Source organism: Undibacterium sp. Ji83W, assembly GCF_049340385.1.
Taxonomy (GTDB): Bacteria; Pseudomonadota; Gammaproteobacteria; order Burkholderiales; family Burkholderiaceae_D; genus Undibacterium.
Genome location: NZ_JBMPOZ010000004.1, coordinates 342,276 through 357,231, shown reverse-complemented (window position 1 = coordinate 357,231; position 14,956 = coordinate 342,276). Strand labels below are relative to the sequence as shown.

Below are 14,956 nucleotides of genomic sequence, written 5' to 3'. Positions count from 1 at the left end.
CCGGATTTATACAGGCAGCATTTCACGCTTCAAACGGCGCGGCACTTCCCAGTCGAGTTCCGTTTCACGCTTTTTTTCCAGCGCATCGATATGCTTGAGTTTTTTGCCTTCAACGAATTGGCCGGACAAGAGCAGGCGTGGTTTGCTGACAGCAGACACCATGCCATGCGTGGCCCAGCGTGAGCGTGGCAGGCTGGTGGCAGCCAGGATGCCATAGTCAGCGCCGCAACTGATGCCTTTTTCAGCGACGAGGGATTCGCCAGTCTTGATGTATTTGGCGGCATAGATGCTGCCCTTGGTAGCAATCCAGCGACCACTGTGAATTTCACCACGCAGACTGCTGACTTCGCCCGTCGCGCGCAGATAACCCCAGCAACTGATATCACCCTGGCTGTGGATACTGGCAACATCCAGATTGCCCTGGCAAATCAGGATGGCAGCAAACAAGGCACCTTCGACCTGGATATCCGTTTCACTGAACAGCTCGCCCTGGCAATTGCAATCGCCCGCAACATGGATGGCTGCTGCCGACAAATGGCCGCCGACAAACTGGATCTCGCCGACTTCCAGCACATCATCCAGCTGCACATTGCCATGGCAATCCAGGTCGGCACAGGCAACATAACCCAATGCCTGGATATCGCCAAAGCCACCAAAGGCATCATGATGATCATAACGCGCCAGGATGGCAGGATGCACCAGCTTATCCATATAACTGCTGCCATCAGCCGCCGGTTTGCGTTGATCCAGTTCCAGCATGCGCGCCATCCACTCAGCACTGCAACCGGTTTTGATAAGGTATTCCACATCGATATTGCCACCGGCGTCCAGCGCATGGCCGACATACAGGGATTGCACGCGGATATCGCCAGTGACAGTCAGCTTGCCCAGGCAAAATACTTCTTCAGCCTCCAGATCACCATCAATCAGGCAATCACCGCCGACGATGAACTGGGTGGCAATCACGGCATCACCCTGGATGTGTACGTCGCCAGTGCTGGCAAATTGCTTGCGTTTCAAGCGTGTGGTTTGTACCGGAGCAGGTAAGTCCAGAGCGGCCAGGACAGGCTTCTTGGTTGCAGGAGTAGTGCGCTTGGTCATGGGGGCCTTGGTGTAAAGATAAGTGAAGACAGGGATTACTGAACCGCATTATCCCTGAAATGCGGATGGCTCAGCAATCCATCAAATGTTGTCAGGATGGGAGGGCATCGAGCCGCCCGCTTTCTGCCAGCTCGCGGATGATGCGCACAGTTTCCACATCGGCTTCCTGATAGGCCGATTTACGGTATTCGTTATACATTTTAGCGTCGGCATCTTCTGCTTCAGCGTTGCCACTGTTATAGGCAAAACGGACAAACAGCGCCTGCGGTTGCGGCTCTTCTATACTCATGCGCAATGAAGACTGGGGGATATCCTTCTGCGCGGCCACATCGTAATGCACATGTTCCAGATGGACGAGGCTGACGTGGTCGGTGATTTCCAGCGCACCATATTTCAAAGTGCGTGTCATGCTGGCTTCATTGCGGTCCATGATGCTGGCATCATCAAGGTAAGAGACAAACAGCCTTGGCATTTCTGCCCGCAATACCAGGCCGCGCCATAATTGTTCGCGAGTGATAACCTCGACGGCGGGGTTGCCTAGGTCATTGATTTCAACTAAATGTTCAAATTTCATGGAGCACCTTTTTTCTGATGCCGCCAGTTTACTCCGCTTGACCCCTGCTTGTCCTGCCTCCTATGGCAGCATTAGTCCATTCAAGCCTTGAGTATGGAATCAACCAGAGACAAAAACGCCTGGTAGCGGATAGGTTTTGCCATATAGGCATCACAGCCAGCGGCGCGGAAGCGGTCTTCATCGCCACTCATGGCAAAGGCCGTCAGGGCGACTATCTTGATATGGGCAGTCGCAGCGGCACTTTTTAGCTGCTTGGTAGCGGTCATGCCGTCTATGCCCGGCAATTGCATGTCCATCAATATCAGGTCGGGCAGTTCTATTCTGGCAACCTGCAAGCCGATCTCGGCATCTACCGCTTGCAACACTTCGTAGCCGGCATTCTGCAACAAGAATGCAGCCAGCTTCATATTGACCGGGTTATCTTCAATGATCAGTACACGCGCCATCTCACTTACCCCTGCCTGCCATGGCACGTCTTACTTCACCGATGAAGCGACCGTGATTGAAATCAGATTTTTCCATAACTTTTTTGACATCACCACTCAGACGTATCCTGTCGTCAGCAGTAACTTGCTTGGCAGTCAGGACAATAATCGGAATACTTGCTGTGACTGTATCACTTTTCAGGGCTTCCACCACATCAAAGCCATTAATTTCAGGCATCATCAAATCCAGTACGATGAGGTCGGGCTTGTGTTGCCGGGCCATGTTAATGCCTTCCTGTCCACCCAGGGCAGCCAGGGTTTTATAACCAAAGGAATCGAGCTGGGTCGTCACCAGCCGCACGGCCTTGGGGTCATCATCCACTACCAGGGCAGTTTTTTGTACTGCCGTGGGGTCATTGCAAAATCCGAGCACGCTCAGGGCGGTGGTCAGGTTTTCACGCGCTATCGGTTTTTGCATGACATGGGCAGCGCCTAAAGACAGGCCACGACCACGGTCAGCCACGATGGAGATGATGACCACCGGGGTGGAAGAAAACAAGGGATGTTGCTTGAAATGTTCAAGAAATTCCCAGCCATCCATGCCGGGTAATAAAATATCCAGGGTAATCAGATCAGGGTGTTCCTGCTCCGCCATGGTCAACGCAGCTTCTGCCGTGTTGGCGCGCACTATGCGAAAGCCCTCGCTCTCCAACTGCACCCGCAAGACCTCGGCAGCCTGATCATCATCTTCTATGATCAGGGCCAGCAACTCCCCATTCGCGTGATGATTGCTGCTGTTTGTTGTCGCCGTTGCGGTCGTGGCCATGGCGTGGCTGTTGGAATTGGTATGGGCACTGTTGTGGCTGGCAGCCTGCCCTTTGATTTTCACTGGCAGATTGGCCGTGCGCCAAGGCAGCAAGACGGTAAAGGTGGAACCCTTGTCAGCTATACTGCTCATGCTGACGCTGCCTTCATGCAGCTCTGCCATGCGTTTTACCATGGCCAGACCCAGGCCAGTGCCCTGATGCTTGCGTGACAGACTACTGTCTATCTGGGTAAAGGGTTTGAATAACTCGGAATGGGCGTCCGCCGGTATCCCTATGCCGCTGTCGCTGACCATGATTTCCAGATAATGCTCGAAGCGCCCACCTGTCACCTGATAGCCATCAACCCGGCGGGCCGAGATATGCACACGGCCACCCTCAGGGGTAAATTTGACGGCATTCGACAAAAGGTTATAAATGATTTGCTTGACCTTGACTTCATCCAGCCAGATATCGCCGAGGTTTTCCTGGATCTTGGCCGAGACTTGCAAGCTCTGCAAGCTGGCCTGCTCGCGCACTACCTGTATGCTGGCCTGTACCAGTGCGCTGATATCGGTGGACTCCAGATTGATCTGCATCTTGCCCGCTTCTATCTTGGACAAGTCAAGGATGTCATTGATCAGGGCCAGCAAGTGTTTGCCGCTATTGAAAATATCTACCGATGCATCTTTTTGCTGGGTAGACAGGCTGCCCATCAGACCATCCTTGAGTATCTCGGAAAAACCGACAATGGCATTCAATGGGGTGCGCAATTCATGCGACATGTTTGCCAGAAATTCAGACTTCATGCGGCTGGCTTGTTCCAGTTGCTGATTTTTTGCGGCGATTTCTTCGCTGCTATTGCGCAGTTGATCAGCCAATAGTTTGAGATCACTGTATTGGCGCAGATTGTGCAGGGCAACGCCCAGCTGACCGGCCAGTCTTTCCAGGAAAACCTGTTCGCCAGTAATCACATTATTGGTCGTCGCCAGCACCATGATGGCCAGCCGATGTTCCTGGTACAGCACGGGTATCATCAGCACATGCTTGGGGCTGAAATCTGCCAGACCGGTTTGCAGGGTCAGGCGGCTGGCATCGAGTGAATTGCTTTTGCCGCTCAGGGCAGCCTGGCCGAGCATGCCTTCACCCAGTTCAAATTCACGCGGGATATCATGGCCCAGTCCATAGCTGGCTTCGCAACGGAAACGTGCATACCATTCATCGTAACTATACAGCGCCGACATCAGATAACCATGTCGTTCAGCCAGCAGGTTCAATAATCCATCGAAGATTTTATGACGCTCAAAGCTGGCAGCGAACAGGTTTTGTGCCTTGACCTGGGTATCATCATAATGCGCGGCAGTGCGCAGTTTGCGTTCGGTAAGAATGAAATCCGTCACGTCCACATTCACCGACAAACCACCGATCAGTTTGCCTGCATCATCCCGCAAGGGGGCAGTGCTGTTTGAAATGGTTTTACGGATGCCGTCAAAGCAACGTATGTCGGCCAGCTCATTGAGTATGGTTTCGCCAGTTTTCAGGGTACGTGCCATGGCCCATTCATCTGATGCTATGCGCTTGCCAGTATCTGGCCACCAGCCGGCATATTCACCGTACTGGTCTGCACTGACAAAGCGGCTGCCACCCCAGATGATCCTGGCGCCGGGGTTGATAGTGCTCAGCACACCGTTGCGGTCACAAATGAAGACGCCGACGGGCAGTATATCGAGTACTTGCTTGAGCAGGGATTCGCTGTCGCGCACAGCGGCTTCTGCCTTGACACGCTGATCAACATCACGTTTGAATTGCCACCACAGCAAGGCACCACCAGCCAGTGTGATCAACAAAACCAGCATGCCTATATTCCGTGCCTGGACAAAATTGTTTTCGACCTGAGTCTTGCGTTGTTCCAGCAAGACACGCTCTTCTTCTTCCATGCTGCTGATCTGTACCAGCAAGGCTTCCATGATGATACGTGGCGTACCGCTGATCAGATGTTTGCGTACCGCAGGATAACCTTCTGTCTGATATACCTGCAGCGTTTTGTCGAGCGCATTCAGTCTTTCTTCCAGTTTTTGCGCCAGGTTTTTATAGAGTAATTGCTGGCGTGGATTATCCGTCGTCAACTCTGAAATCTTTTTTGATGCCTGACGTATTTGTATTGATTTGCTGTCACGCTGGCTGGTGAATACATCGTCACCTGTAATAAAAAAAAGGCGCTGTATGCTCTCCAGTTCCAGCACGTCTGACTTGACTTCATTTAACTGGTCCAGCACCTGATAGGTATGGCTGACCCATAAGGAGTTTTCACGATAGTCTTGCAGTGATCGGTACAATTGCCAACCAGCCGATAAGAGTAAGGCCAGCCCGAACATAAGCCCTGCAAGCAGTCTGAATTCGGTACTGAGTTTTTTCATGATGCATTTTCCGTGGTGAACACATGCGTATCAAAACTTCTCGTCGAACTTCCGGGCTATCACATTCAATAAGGCTTAATCAATAAGGCCTAATAATCAGGCGGCCTGCCCAGCCTGGGTTCCGGGGCAAATGCAATCAGTGTGCCCGCGCTCAGGTCCAGCACAAAATAATCCAGCCTCTGTTCATCAGCCAGGCGCGTTTGCAAGCGTTGCTTGCGTACTGCACCGTAGGCTTCCTGCAATGCTGCCGGTAACTCTTCTGCCAGTGTACCGATATTGATCTCGGCCTGATCAAGTTCTTTGAGGACACGCATGGCAGTGCGGTTAAACCGCTTGACTACACCATTCACCAGCAGGCATGCGCCCATGGGCAAATTATCTATGGCATCTGTTGCCATGTCTTGGTGGATGGAATGCATGATCGCTTCCAGCGTGCGAAACGCGTGGGCAGTTTCTGCATTGCTGAGGATACCGTTGTATTCTTTCAACAAGCGCTCGCGTTCGCGGTTCACGACATATTGTGTCAATGCCAGATTGACTGTGGTCAGCATTTCTTCATTCAGCCAGGGTTTCACCAATAACTTGAAAGGATGAGCCTGGTTGACTGCCCTCAGCACGCTGTCCAGGTCCGGGTAGCCAGTTAATATCAGGCGCACGATATCAGGGTGCTTTTCCCTGGCCGCAATCAGGAATGCGGCAGCACGCTGGTCTCGCGGTTCACAGATCAATACGCCAACATGATGTTGCGCCATGATTGCTTGTGCTTCGCTGGCATCCCTTGCGCTTAGCATAGGGTGTTGCAAAGGCCTGAGCAATCGTAACAGGGCTTGTAGCAGATCGGCATCATCGTCGATCAGCAGAATAGCAGGACGTTGCGCCTCAGGCATCGGCATGCTTGTCGTAAATGGCGGCGAAGCGGCCAGCCTCTGTCACAAAACAGGACAATACATCTGGATCAAAATGTTCGGGGCGGGTGCGGCCATCGCCTTCGATAATGATGTTCATGGCGCGTTCATGATCAAGTGCGGGTTTGTAGGGACGGCGGCTGCGCAGGGCATCGTAGACATCGCAAATTTGCATGACCCTGGCAGCGATGGGGATGGCTTCACCTTTGAGTCCATTAGGATAACCTGTGCCATCCCAGCGTTCATGATGATTCAGGGCGATTTCTGCACCCATTTCGGTATACGGTGAAGTACCGCTGGCGAGTATGCTGGCACCAAGTGCGCAATGGGTGCGCATGATATTCCACTCATCGTGGTTGAAGCTGCCGGGTTTCAGCAAGACATGATCAGGTATCCCTATCTTGCCTATATCATGCATGGGGCTGGCCTGGAAAATCGCATCATGAAAATCACCCGGCAAATCCATGGCTTCAGACAGGGCGCGGCAGTAATAACTGATGCGGCGTACATGATGACCGGTTTCTTCGTCTTTGTGCTCGGCAGCGCGCACCAGCGTAAATACAGTATCGCGATAGGCATCTTCCAGTTGCGCAGTGCGCTCTACCACCTGGCTTTCCAGTATGCGGTTATGGTCAGTCAGGAAATCACCATACTCCTTGAGACGCAAGAGATTACGCACGCGCACGCTGAGATCAGCACGGTCTATGGGCTTGGTTAAAAATTCTTCGGCACCAGCTTCGAGGGCGCGCAGTTTGGATGCACGGTCATCCAGCGCCGTCAGCATGATGACGGGCACAGGTTGAGTCAGGGGATTGGCCTTGAGTTCTGCAACAGTGGCAAAACCATCCATGCCCGGCATCATGATGTCGAGCAGGATAAGATCAGGTTGCGCGAACGCCGCAACTTTAAGCGCATCGCGCCCATTATTCGCACTCAGAGTAGAATAGCCTTCAGCATGCAAGAGCACTTCAAGCAGGCGGATATTTCTGTCTTCATCATCCACCAGCAGGATACGAGCAGATTTTTGGTCTTTCATAAAAGGCATCCTCCTGAGTTAGAGAATAGTCTGAGCTTATCCAATTGTCTAGCCTTTATTTCTATCTTTTTGGCAATAAAAGCACTATTCTCATACTGAATTCACAAAGATATACATTGTTGCTCAAGTGTCGCTGATTTATCTGTGCGTATGCTCACATAGAGCGCAAGCTAATTGCTTAAGGTGAAGAAGGTTCTCTTGCCATTGCAGGCTACAATAGCGCCTGCAAGTTTTTTCGGATCAGCTCCGTCTCCCTTTATGTCCCATGGTCTGAATACTCCCCAACGTAATGCAGTCAATTATATGGATGGCCCCTGTCTGGTGCTGGCCGGAGCGGGCTCGGGCAAGACGCGCGTGATTACCCAGAAAATCGTCAACCTGATAGAACTGCATGGCTATGATCCAAAACATATTGCTGCCCTGACCTTCACCAACAAGGCCGCGCTGGAAATGCAGGAGCGCATCGCTAAATTGTTGGCCGAGCCGCGTCAGGCCAGGCAATTGACGGTATCCACTTTTCACTCGCTAGGGGTAAAAATACTCAGGCAGGAAGCGCAGGCTTTGGGCTTGAAAGACCGCTTTTCCATCATGGACAGCGACGACTGTTTTTCGCTGGTACAGGATCTGGCGATCACCACCGACAAGCAATTGATACGGCGCATACAGACTGCTATGTCCTTATGGAAAAATGGCCTGATTGATCCTGAACTTGCATTGAAGCAGGCGCAGGACGAAGACGAAGCGATTGCCGCCAGGGTCTACCGCAGCTATGTCGCCACCCTGTCTGCTTATCAGGCGGTGGATTTTGATGATTTGATACGCTTGCCGGTAGAACTATTCCGCAGCAATGAACAGGTGCGCGACAAATGGCAGCGCCGTCTGCGTTACCTGCTCGTTGATGAATACCAGGACACCAATACCTGTCAGTATGAACTGGTGAAATTGCTGGTCACAGGCGTGGGCAAAAAGCCCATGTTCACTGCCGTGGGTGATGATGACCAGGCCATCTATGCCTGGCGTGGTGCGACCATAGAAAACCTGACGACCTTGCAAGTTGATTTCCCGAATCTGGAAATCATCAAGCTGGAACAAAATTACCGTTCCAGCACCCGCATTTTGCAGGCAGCCAATTCTGTCATCGGCAATAATCCCAAGCTGTTTGAAAAGTCGCTTTGGTCTGAGCATGGCCTCGGTGATCCGGTCAAGGTGCTGGGCATGCAGGATGATGAACAAGAGGCCGAGCAAGTCGCCATCATGATCTCTGCCCACCGCTTCGAGCGCCAGGCCAAATATTCTGATTACGCGATTTTATATCGCGGCAATCACCAGGCCCGCGTTATAGAACAAGCGTTGCGGCGTGAGCGTATTCCCTACACGATATCCGGCGGCCAGAGTTTTTTTGACCGGGCCGAGATCAAGGATATCATTGCCTATCTGCGCCTGATTGCCAATGAAGATGATGACCCGGCTTTTATCCGCGCCATCACCACACCCAAGCGCGGTGTCGGCCTTGCCACGCTGGAAGTGCTGGGCGAATTTGCCGGGCAATGGCAATGCTCGCTGTTTGCCGCCGTCTTCAAAGGTGGCATAGAAGCCAAGCTGCCTGACAAACAGTTACGGCCATTACGCAATTTCTGCACCTTCATCAACCAGGTCGAGGCCCATGCCCACAGGGAAGGCCATGCCACCGAATTGCTGGATGACCTGATGAAGGAAATCAATTACGAAGGCTATCTCTACGACAGCTTTGAAGACCGTGCTGCACAAAACAAATGGCAGAATGTGCTCGACTTTACCCAGTGGCTGAAGACCAAGGGCAGTGGCGGCAAGGACGGCAATGATGATCATCGCAGCCTGCTCGACCTGACCCAGATGGTCGCTTTGATGACCATGATGGAAGGCAAGGATGAAGAGCCTGATGCCGTGCGCATGTCCACCCTGCATGCCTCCAAAGGGCTGGAATATCCGCATGTATTCCTGGTCGGTGTCGAAGAGGGCATCTTGCCGCACAAGGGTGACCCTGATGCGCCGGTAGAGACTTATGCCGCACGCATAGAAGAAGAGCGCCGCCTGATGTATGTAGGTATTACCCGCGCCCAGCGCAGCCTGCACATCACTTGGTGCAAAAAACGCAAACGTGCGGGTGTGCAGGTACATTGCGACCCTTCCCGCTTTATCAAGGAAATGAAACTCGATGAAGGCGATGCCGTGCCTGCCGAAGGTGAAGTCATGACACCCAAGGAAAGACTGGCAGGTTTAAAGGCCTTATTGAGCAAACCCAGGGAATAATGAACTGAATTGGTGCATTTTGAGCTATTGACCGAGCAAAAATGCTAATATTGTTCATGGGGTATGTATTTTGATTACCCCAATAGCTAGAACTAATTAGCCAGATATTTTGCAAAAGTGATTTATGCACCGTTTGCTTAGCTTGCTTATTTTCATACTCTGCAACATGCTGATGCTGCCAACAATGGCGCGTGGCAGTTGCGAGCGTGTGATAGTCTCGGCAGATCCTGCCTACCCTCCTTTACATTGGTATGATGGCAAGCAGTTGCGAGGTGCCAGTATCGTCATCATTACCCGCATCCTGACTGACCTGGGTTTGCCCTATGAACTGCGCTATCTGGGGCCTTGGAAACGCGTTTTGAATGCCGCCCAAAACGGCAACATAGACGTCATCACCACCCTCAAGATCACACCAGAACGCCGCAGTTTTTTACTCTTCAGTGAGTTGGTGTTGAACAATCCTGTCGCTGCCTTTGTTAAAAAAGATCACCCTCCGCCTTTTAGCAAATGGGAAGATTTGATAGGCTTGCGTGGCGGTATCGCACGTGGCAACCGCTTCGGCTCACTGTTTGATGAATTCATGGATAATCGCCTGAATGTCAGCGAGGCTGATAATCTGGAAACCGCATTCAATATGTTGCTGGCGAATCGTTTTGATTATGTGATCACCGGCTATCATGCTGGTCAGGCTCATATGGCATCGGCGAATATCGACGACAAGCTCATCCCCCTGCAACCTTTTTTGATCGACTCACAAAACCTGTTTGGTTTTGTCGCGCAAAGTCCATGCGCCATTCATCTGCCCGCATTCAATAAACAACTGGAGAAATTGCATAAGGAAGGATTTATAGAGCGCGCATTATTGCAGGCGCGCGCCGACTGGCGCAAGGCACCAGTCATAGGAAAAAACTGATGTTCAGCGACTTTTCAGTTTATATTTAATTGATACAGCTTACTTCTACTTACTTCTACTTACTTCTACTTACTTCTACTTACTTCTACTTATTTCTATTCTCCATGTTGAATTCATCCTCTCACCAGATCACCAGCAGCGAACAATTGGAAGCCCTGTTTGATACAGTCGGTGCCGCTTCCATCAAAAAAGAAGTGCCTTATATCCATCCCCATTACCGTGCCCTGATAGAGGCTTCACCCTTTGCGGTGCTGGCCACGCGCGGCCTCGATGGCCTTGATGCTTCACCCAGGGGTGATGCACCTGGCTTCATCGTGGTCGAAGATGAAAAAACTTTATTGTTGCCTGAACGGCGTGGCAATAACCGGGTCGATAGCTTGCGCAATATCCTGTTTGATCCGCAAGTCGGCCTCTTGTTCCTGATTCCCGGCATAGGTGAAACTTTGCGCGTGAATGGCAGCGCCACAATTTCTGTTGATCCTGCTTTACTGGATAGACTGGCAGTTGACGGCAAACCACCTAAATGCGTGCTGCGTATCGCTGTCGATACTGTTTATTTTCAATGTGCACGCGCCATCATACGTTCGCAATTATGGCAACGGGCCGGAACTGACATTGCGCCTAATATACCTAGTCCAGGTAGCATACTGGCGGCGCTGACCAATGCCGAAGTCGATGGTCAGAAATACGATAGCGAGTTGCCCGCAAGGCAGCGTGCGACTTTGTATTGAAGGCACTCAGAGTCTCAAGTACGTTGCTGTTTGTGAGCAGTGCGCGAGCTTTCTGGTATCCTGTGCCGCCTGGCGCAATATCAGGACCAGATCAGGACCAGACCAAATAATTACATGGAATCGATGATAATGAAATTCAAGACTGCTTTTTCTCAGTTAACGCTCAAATGTCTGGCCGTATTTGGCCTGGCCATTGCCGCCAACACAGCCTTTGCCCAGGCAGAGACTCCTGCCAAAGGTGTTTTCTGGGAAGTTAAATCAGAAAAAAATACCGTCTATCTGTTTGGTTCCATCCATCTCGCCAAAGCCAGTTTTTATCCCTTGCCTGAAGCTGTAGAGGCAGCCTATAAACAGGCCGACACCCTGGTCGTTGAGGTCGATACAACGGATGCCAAAGCGGCTGAAAAGGCCATGCCTTTCTTTACCTATGCGGCACCCGACAAGCTGGAAAACCACATCAAGAAAAGCACCTGGGAAAGCCTGCAGTCCATGGTCGGCCCGGCTGCGGCACAATTCCAGAGTCTGAAGCCAACAATCGTGGCAACAGCACTCAGTATCGGTGTCTTCAGGCAGCAAGGCTATGATGCATCCAAGGGCGTGGACTTGCATTATGTCTTGCGGGCCAAGCAGGACAAAAAAGATATCGTCGAACTGGAAAGCACGGCATTTCAAGCCAGTGTGCTGGGTGGCCTGGCCGATGAAGATGCAGATGCCATGCTGGCACAGACCCTGGAAGGTTTGAAGAATGGCGATACCCTGCGCGAAACCGCAGGCATGATCAGCGCCTGGAAAAGCGGCGATGCCGAAGGCCTGGCAAAAATCCTGCAAGAAGCAGCCAGCAAGGATGCAGGTTCGAAAAAACTCATGAAATTATTGCTGGATGACCGCAATCAGGGCATGACAAAAAAAATCCTGGCTTTATTGGCCGAAGGTAAAAAACTCTTTATCGTAGTCGGTGCCGGGCATTTGTCTGGTGCCAACAGTATTATCGAATTGCTGGAAAAGCAGGGCCTGGAAGTGAAACAAATCAAATAGGCTTTGTGATCTAAAGTTTATTTGCGAGGCGCAGAGTTTTCCAACTCTGCGCCTTTTGTTTTTGTGCAGGTTTAACCCAGCCACAAATTATATTCAATCCCGTTTTGTATGGACCCCAGAACCTGCGCCTTGTTTTCTGCACTTTCGCAAAAACTCGCGAGCGCACTGGCAGGGGTGCTGACGCCGGAACTGAGTTCCTTGTTCCAGTAATCAAAACCTGCCTGATCTGGTGCCCTGTGTAAAACGTTCTGGTAAAAATTCGTAATCAGTGTCGTCGTCGAGGGGCTCGCACCATACAGTTTTTGAAATTCGGGGGATAGAAAAAAGCCGGCAGCTACCGTCAACAGGCTGGACCCTTTGTCCATATCAGCGATCCAGTAACCCAGCCCTGCTGCATCGGGCTTGCGGTCAAATGCAGCCTGGTACAGCCTGTACATTTGACCTGCAGTACCCTCCAGGTCAAAGGCCACCATCTTGTCGTTCAGTTGCACTCTCTCGACGTTGATGATGGAGGTGATGTCGCTGGTGCTATTGTTACGGAAGCTGATATCCGTGGCGTTTTTTTGTATGGTAAACGTAGCGCGGTTTTCCTTGATGATGAGCAGGTCAAAGCCAGCGCCACCATCCACCGTATCACCTCCGCCATTGCTTTCAAAACGATTGTTGGCGCTGTTACCTGTCATGACATCACTGAAACGTGTGCCAATGACATTTTCTATGATGGTATCAAAGGCGATCGATAAATTATTTTGCGACACCGTATCACTGGCCAGCCTGCCCACTGAGCTGCTGGAGCCGGGAGTAAGATTGATAGTGGCAGCAACTGTCAGGGCAGACAGATTGATGGTATCTACGCCTCCTGTATCATTGATGATTTTGAGCAGGCGGCCATCGGCATCTGTCAAATTGTAAGTCGTCGCATCGGCATTATAGGCTTTACCGCCATACAGGTATTTCAGCGCAAGATAATCAAACTTGCCAAAGAAATCCCTTTCCTGTCCCTGTGGTGCTTTCACATACGACATCACGGTATTCATTTCACTGTCTTCAGCCGCTGCCAGAAAATTATCTGCCGTCGTCGATGCCGGTTCGCCAGCATTGTAATTACCCGGATGTTTTAGCCCTATGGCATGGCCAATTTCATGGACCAGTGTGGCCCAGCTATTGGTGCCGGGGATGACATTGCTAAGATTATCGCTGACTTCATTATTGAGATAAATGTCACCGCTGGCCTTGGTATCCGCCGTATCCGGGTAAGTCGCATAACCGGCACTGGTGGCACCCTGGGCATTATTGCCCAATCGTATAAAGCCGTAGCTGCTATTGGTGTCCGTCACTTCTTTGAAGGTGATACCAAATTGCTGGGAAATCAAATCAAAGATTTTGCGGGTGGCGATTTTTTGCTCATCGGTAAACGTACTGAAACCTTTTTTATCAGAGTCTTGTGCATAATCCGGCGCTGTACTCATGAAGCTATAGCTGACTTCGACTGCCGTGCCTACTGCGCTACCATTATTCCAGCGCGCCGTCGCAGACGGGAGTAGCACATCTATCCTGTAGTCACCACTATACGGGTTGACGATGACGGTATCTTTTTGTGTTGAGACAGTGCCAGCCATGATGTTATTCCTTAAAAAAATTGGATAAAAAATCATCGTTGTGGTCAGGTCTGGCGCCCAGTTTTTAAAAAGCGTTTACCAGGTCACCATATATGGAGATGTCTGAAGACCAAAGCAGGTGGGTAAGCGTCATGTGACGCCAATATGCAGAATAGTTCACAAATTTGAAATTAACAGTGTGACTGATGTTAAAAAAAGTGACTTTATCGTATCTTCTTTAGCCGCTCCTCTGAGCATGTTTTTGCTGACTTAAATGGAAAATAAATGCTTGGAAAATTACCTGATATTTCTTTAAAAATCACGAGCAAAACTGTTCATTTGCAAGCGGAGGGCAAATGGAAAAATCCGGTGAAGGGATATGGAAATGAAAAAAAATTATGCAAATGTGCATCTGTTACAAAAAAATAGAAAAATATTTTACCGTGAGGCTATACATTTTTTTGCACCAACATGAACAAGGAAGCGCAATATTGGCGGGCTTTTCAGCCAATTTTGCACAAGCCTGGAGAATTTTATCGATAAAGCGTAATAGTGGATCGCACTAAAATAATGCAGTGCGAGCATTATGTTTTTTGGAAATAACACCTATATGAATTATTGATTTTTTAGCTGAGTCTGTGCCACGTATATTGCATTCATCTGCCCGACATTTGTCCGATACCGTCCGGTTTTGTGGCAGTCAAGTGCCCTTGGGGTAGCAGCAAATTCATCAATATTTTTCAGGAGTTTATTATGTCTTCTCATTTCCGTTTGTATGCTTTCGTTACCACACTGGCTTTTGCCCTGGTTACCGTACCTGCATTTGCCATGGAAGCCGACCAGGCATTTGCTGAGTCCGGTTGCGAAGCCCCGACTTATGATCAACGCACACTCTCAGATGAAGAACAAGGCCTGGTTAAATTAAATTATTTGCTGGATGACAAAGGTACTGTGATTGATGTAAAGGTGGTTGACTCCAGCGGTTTTCGCAAAATTGATAAAGCCTCATTGCGCGCACTGAAAGCATGCCGCTTCCAGGTCGGCGCCACGCCAGGCTGGAATACGCTGGCGTTTGCCTGGACACTGAAGTAATCACCCCGCAGCGTCCGCAAGCGCATCAACAATATCA

At 50.6% G+C, this 14,956-nt stretch carries 12 protein-coding genes; 5 read left to right on the top strand and 7 right to left on the bottom strand.

Translation table 11 applies throughout. The annotated features are described in order from the left end of the window. Nucleotides 1-6 precede the first annotated feature (6 nt). The 6 genes from ACO0LD_RS10560 to ACO0LD_RS10535 form a co-directional block, all read right to left on the bottom strand. Nucleotides 7-1,101: a hypothetical protein gene (locus tag ACO0LD_RS10560; protein WP_423006452.1), complete on the bottom strand. Its 1,095-nt coding sequence runs from the start codon at nucleotides 1,099-1,101 to the stop codon at nucleotides 7-9. A gap of 91 nt (nucleotides 1,102-1,192) precedes the next feature. Continuing rightward, entirely contained in the window at nucleotides 1,193-1,675 is a 483-nt protein-coding gene (locus ACO0LD_RS10555) for an SRPBCC family protein (RefSeq protein WP_423006450.1), read from the bottom strand. Nucleotides 1,676-1,755: 80 nt separating this feature from the next. Beyond that, a complete protein-coding gene (locus tag ACO0LD_RS10550; RefSeq protein ID WP_423006448.1) occupies nucleotides 1,756-2,121 on the bottom strand; it encodes a response regulator in 366 nt (121 codons plus the stop codon). Nucleotide 2,122: 1 nt separating this feature from the next. After that, nucleotides 2,123-5,320, bottom strand: coding sequence for a response regulator (locus tag ACO0LD_RS10545; protein ID WP_423006446.1), 3,198 nt, complete (start codon nucleotides 5,318-5,320; stop codon nucleotides 2,123-2,125). A gap of 89 nt (nucleotides 5,321-5,409) precedes the next feature. Next, nucleotides 5,410-6,213 (bottom strand): hypothetical protein, encoded by an 804-nt coding sequence (locus ACO0LD_RS10540; protein ID WP_423006444.1) that lies wholly within the window; start codon nucleotides 6,211-6,213, stop codon nucleotides 5,410-5,412. Further along, nucleotides 6,200-7,261 carry a response regulator gene (locus ACO0LD_RS10535; protein ID WP_423006442.1) on the bottom strand — a complete coding sequence of 354 codons (1,062 nt, stop codon included), beginning with the start codon at nucleotides 7,259-7,261 and terminating at the stop codon, nucleotides 6,200-6,202. The genes ACO0LD_RS10540 and ACO0LD_RS10535 overlap by 14 nt, the downstream gene beginning before the upstream one ends. A 258-nt stretch (nucleotides 7,262-7,519) precedes the next feature. Here ACO0LD_RS10535 and ACO0LD_RS10530 point away from each other — a divergent pair, with 258 nt between their 5' ends. The 4 genes from ACO0LD_RS10530 to ACO0LD_RS10515 all read left to right on the top strand — a co-directional run bounded on the left by ACO0LD_RS10530 (nucleotide 7,520) and on the right by ACO0LD_RS10515 (nucleotide 12,229). Beyond that, entirely contained in the window at nucleotides 7,520-9,550 is a 2,031-nt protein-coding gene (locus tag ACO0LD_RS10530) for a UvrD-helicase domain-containing protein (RefSeq protein WP_423006440.1), read from the top strand. A gap of 172 nt (nucleotides 9,551-9,722) precedes the next feature. After that, the gene (locus ACO0LD_RS10525) at nucleotides 9,723-10,463 is read left to right on the top strand and encodes a substrate-binding periplasmic protein (protein ID WP_423006438.1); all 741 of its coding nucleotides are present in this window, start codon (nucleotides 9,723-9,725) and stop codon (nucleotides 10,461-10,463) included. Nucleotides 10,464-10,567: 104 nt separating this feature from the next. Then, entirely contained in the window at nucleotides 10,568-11,194 is a 627-nt protein-coding gene (locus ACO0LD_RS10520) for a pyridoxamine 5'-phosphate oxidase family protein (protein WP_423006436.1), read from the top strand. A gap of 129 nt (nucleotides 11,195-11,323) precedes the next feature. Beyond that, nucleotides 11,324-12,229 carry a TraB/GumN family protein gene (locus ACO0LD_RS10515; protein WP_423006434.1) on the top strand — a complete coding sequence of 302 codons (906 nt, stop codon included), beginning with the start codon at nucleotides 11,324-11,326 and terminating at the stop codon, nucleotides 12,227-12,229. A 71-nt stretch (nucleotides 12,230-12,300) separates the two neighbouring features. On the opposite strand, the gene ACO0LD_RS10510 is transcribed toward ACO0LD_RS10515, so the two are convergent. Continuing rightward, nucleotides 12,301-13,848: a DUF4214 domain-containing protein gene (locus tag ACO0LD_RS10510; protein ID WP_423006432.1), complete on the bottom strand. Its 1,548-nt coding sequence runs from the start codon at nucleotides 13,846-13,848 to the stop codon at nucleotides 12,301-12,303. Nucleotides 13,849-14,580: 732 nt separating this feature from the next. On the opposite strand from ACO0LD_RS10510, the gene ACO0LD_RS10505 reads away from it, so the two are divergent. Then, a complete protein-coding gene (locus ACO0LD_RS10505; protein ID WP_423006430.1) occupies nucleotides 14,581-14,919 on the top strand; it encodes a TonB family protein in 339 nt (112 codons plus the stop codon). Nucleotides 14,920-14,956: the final 37 nt, after the last annotated feature.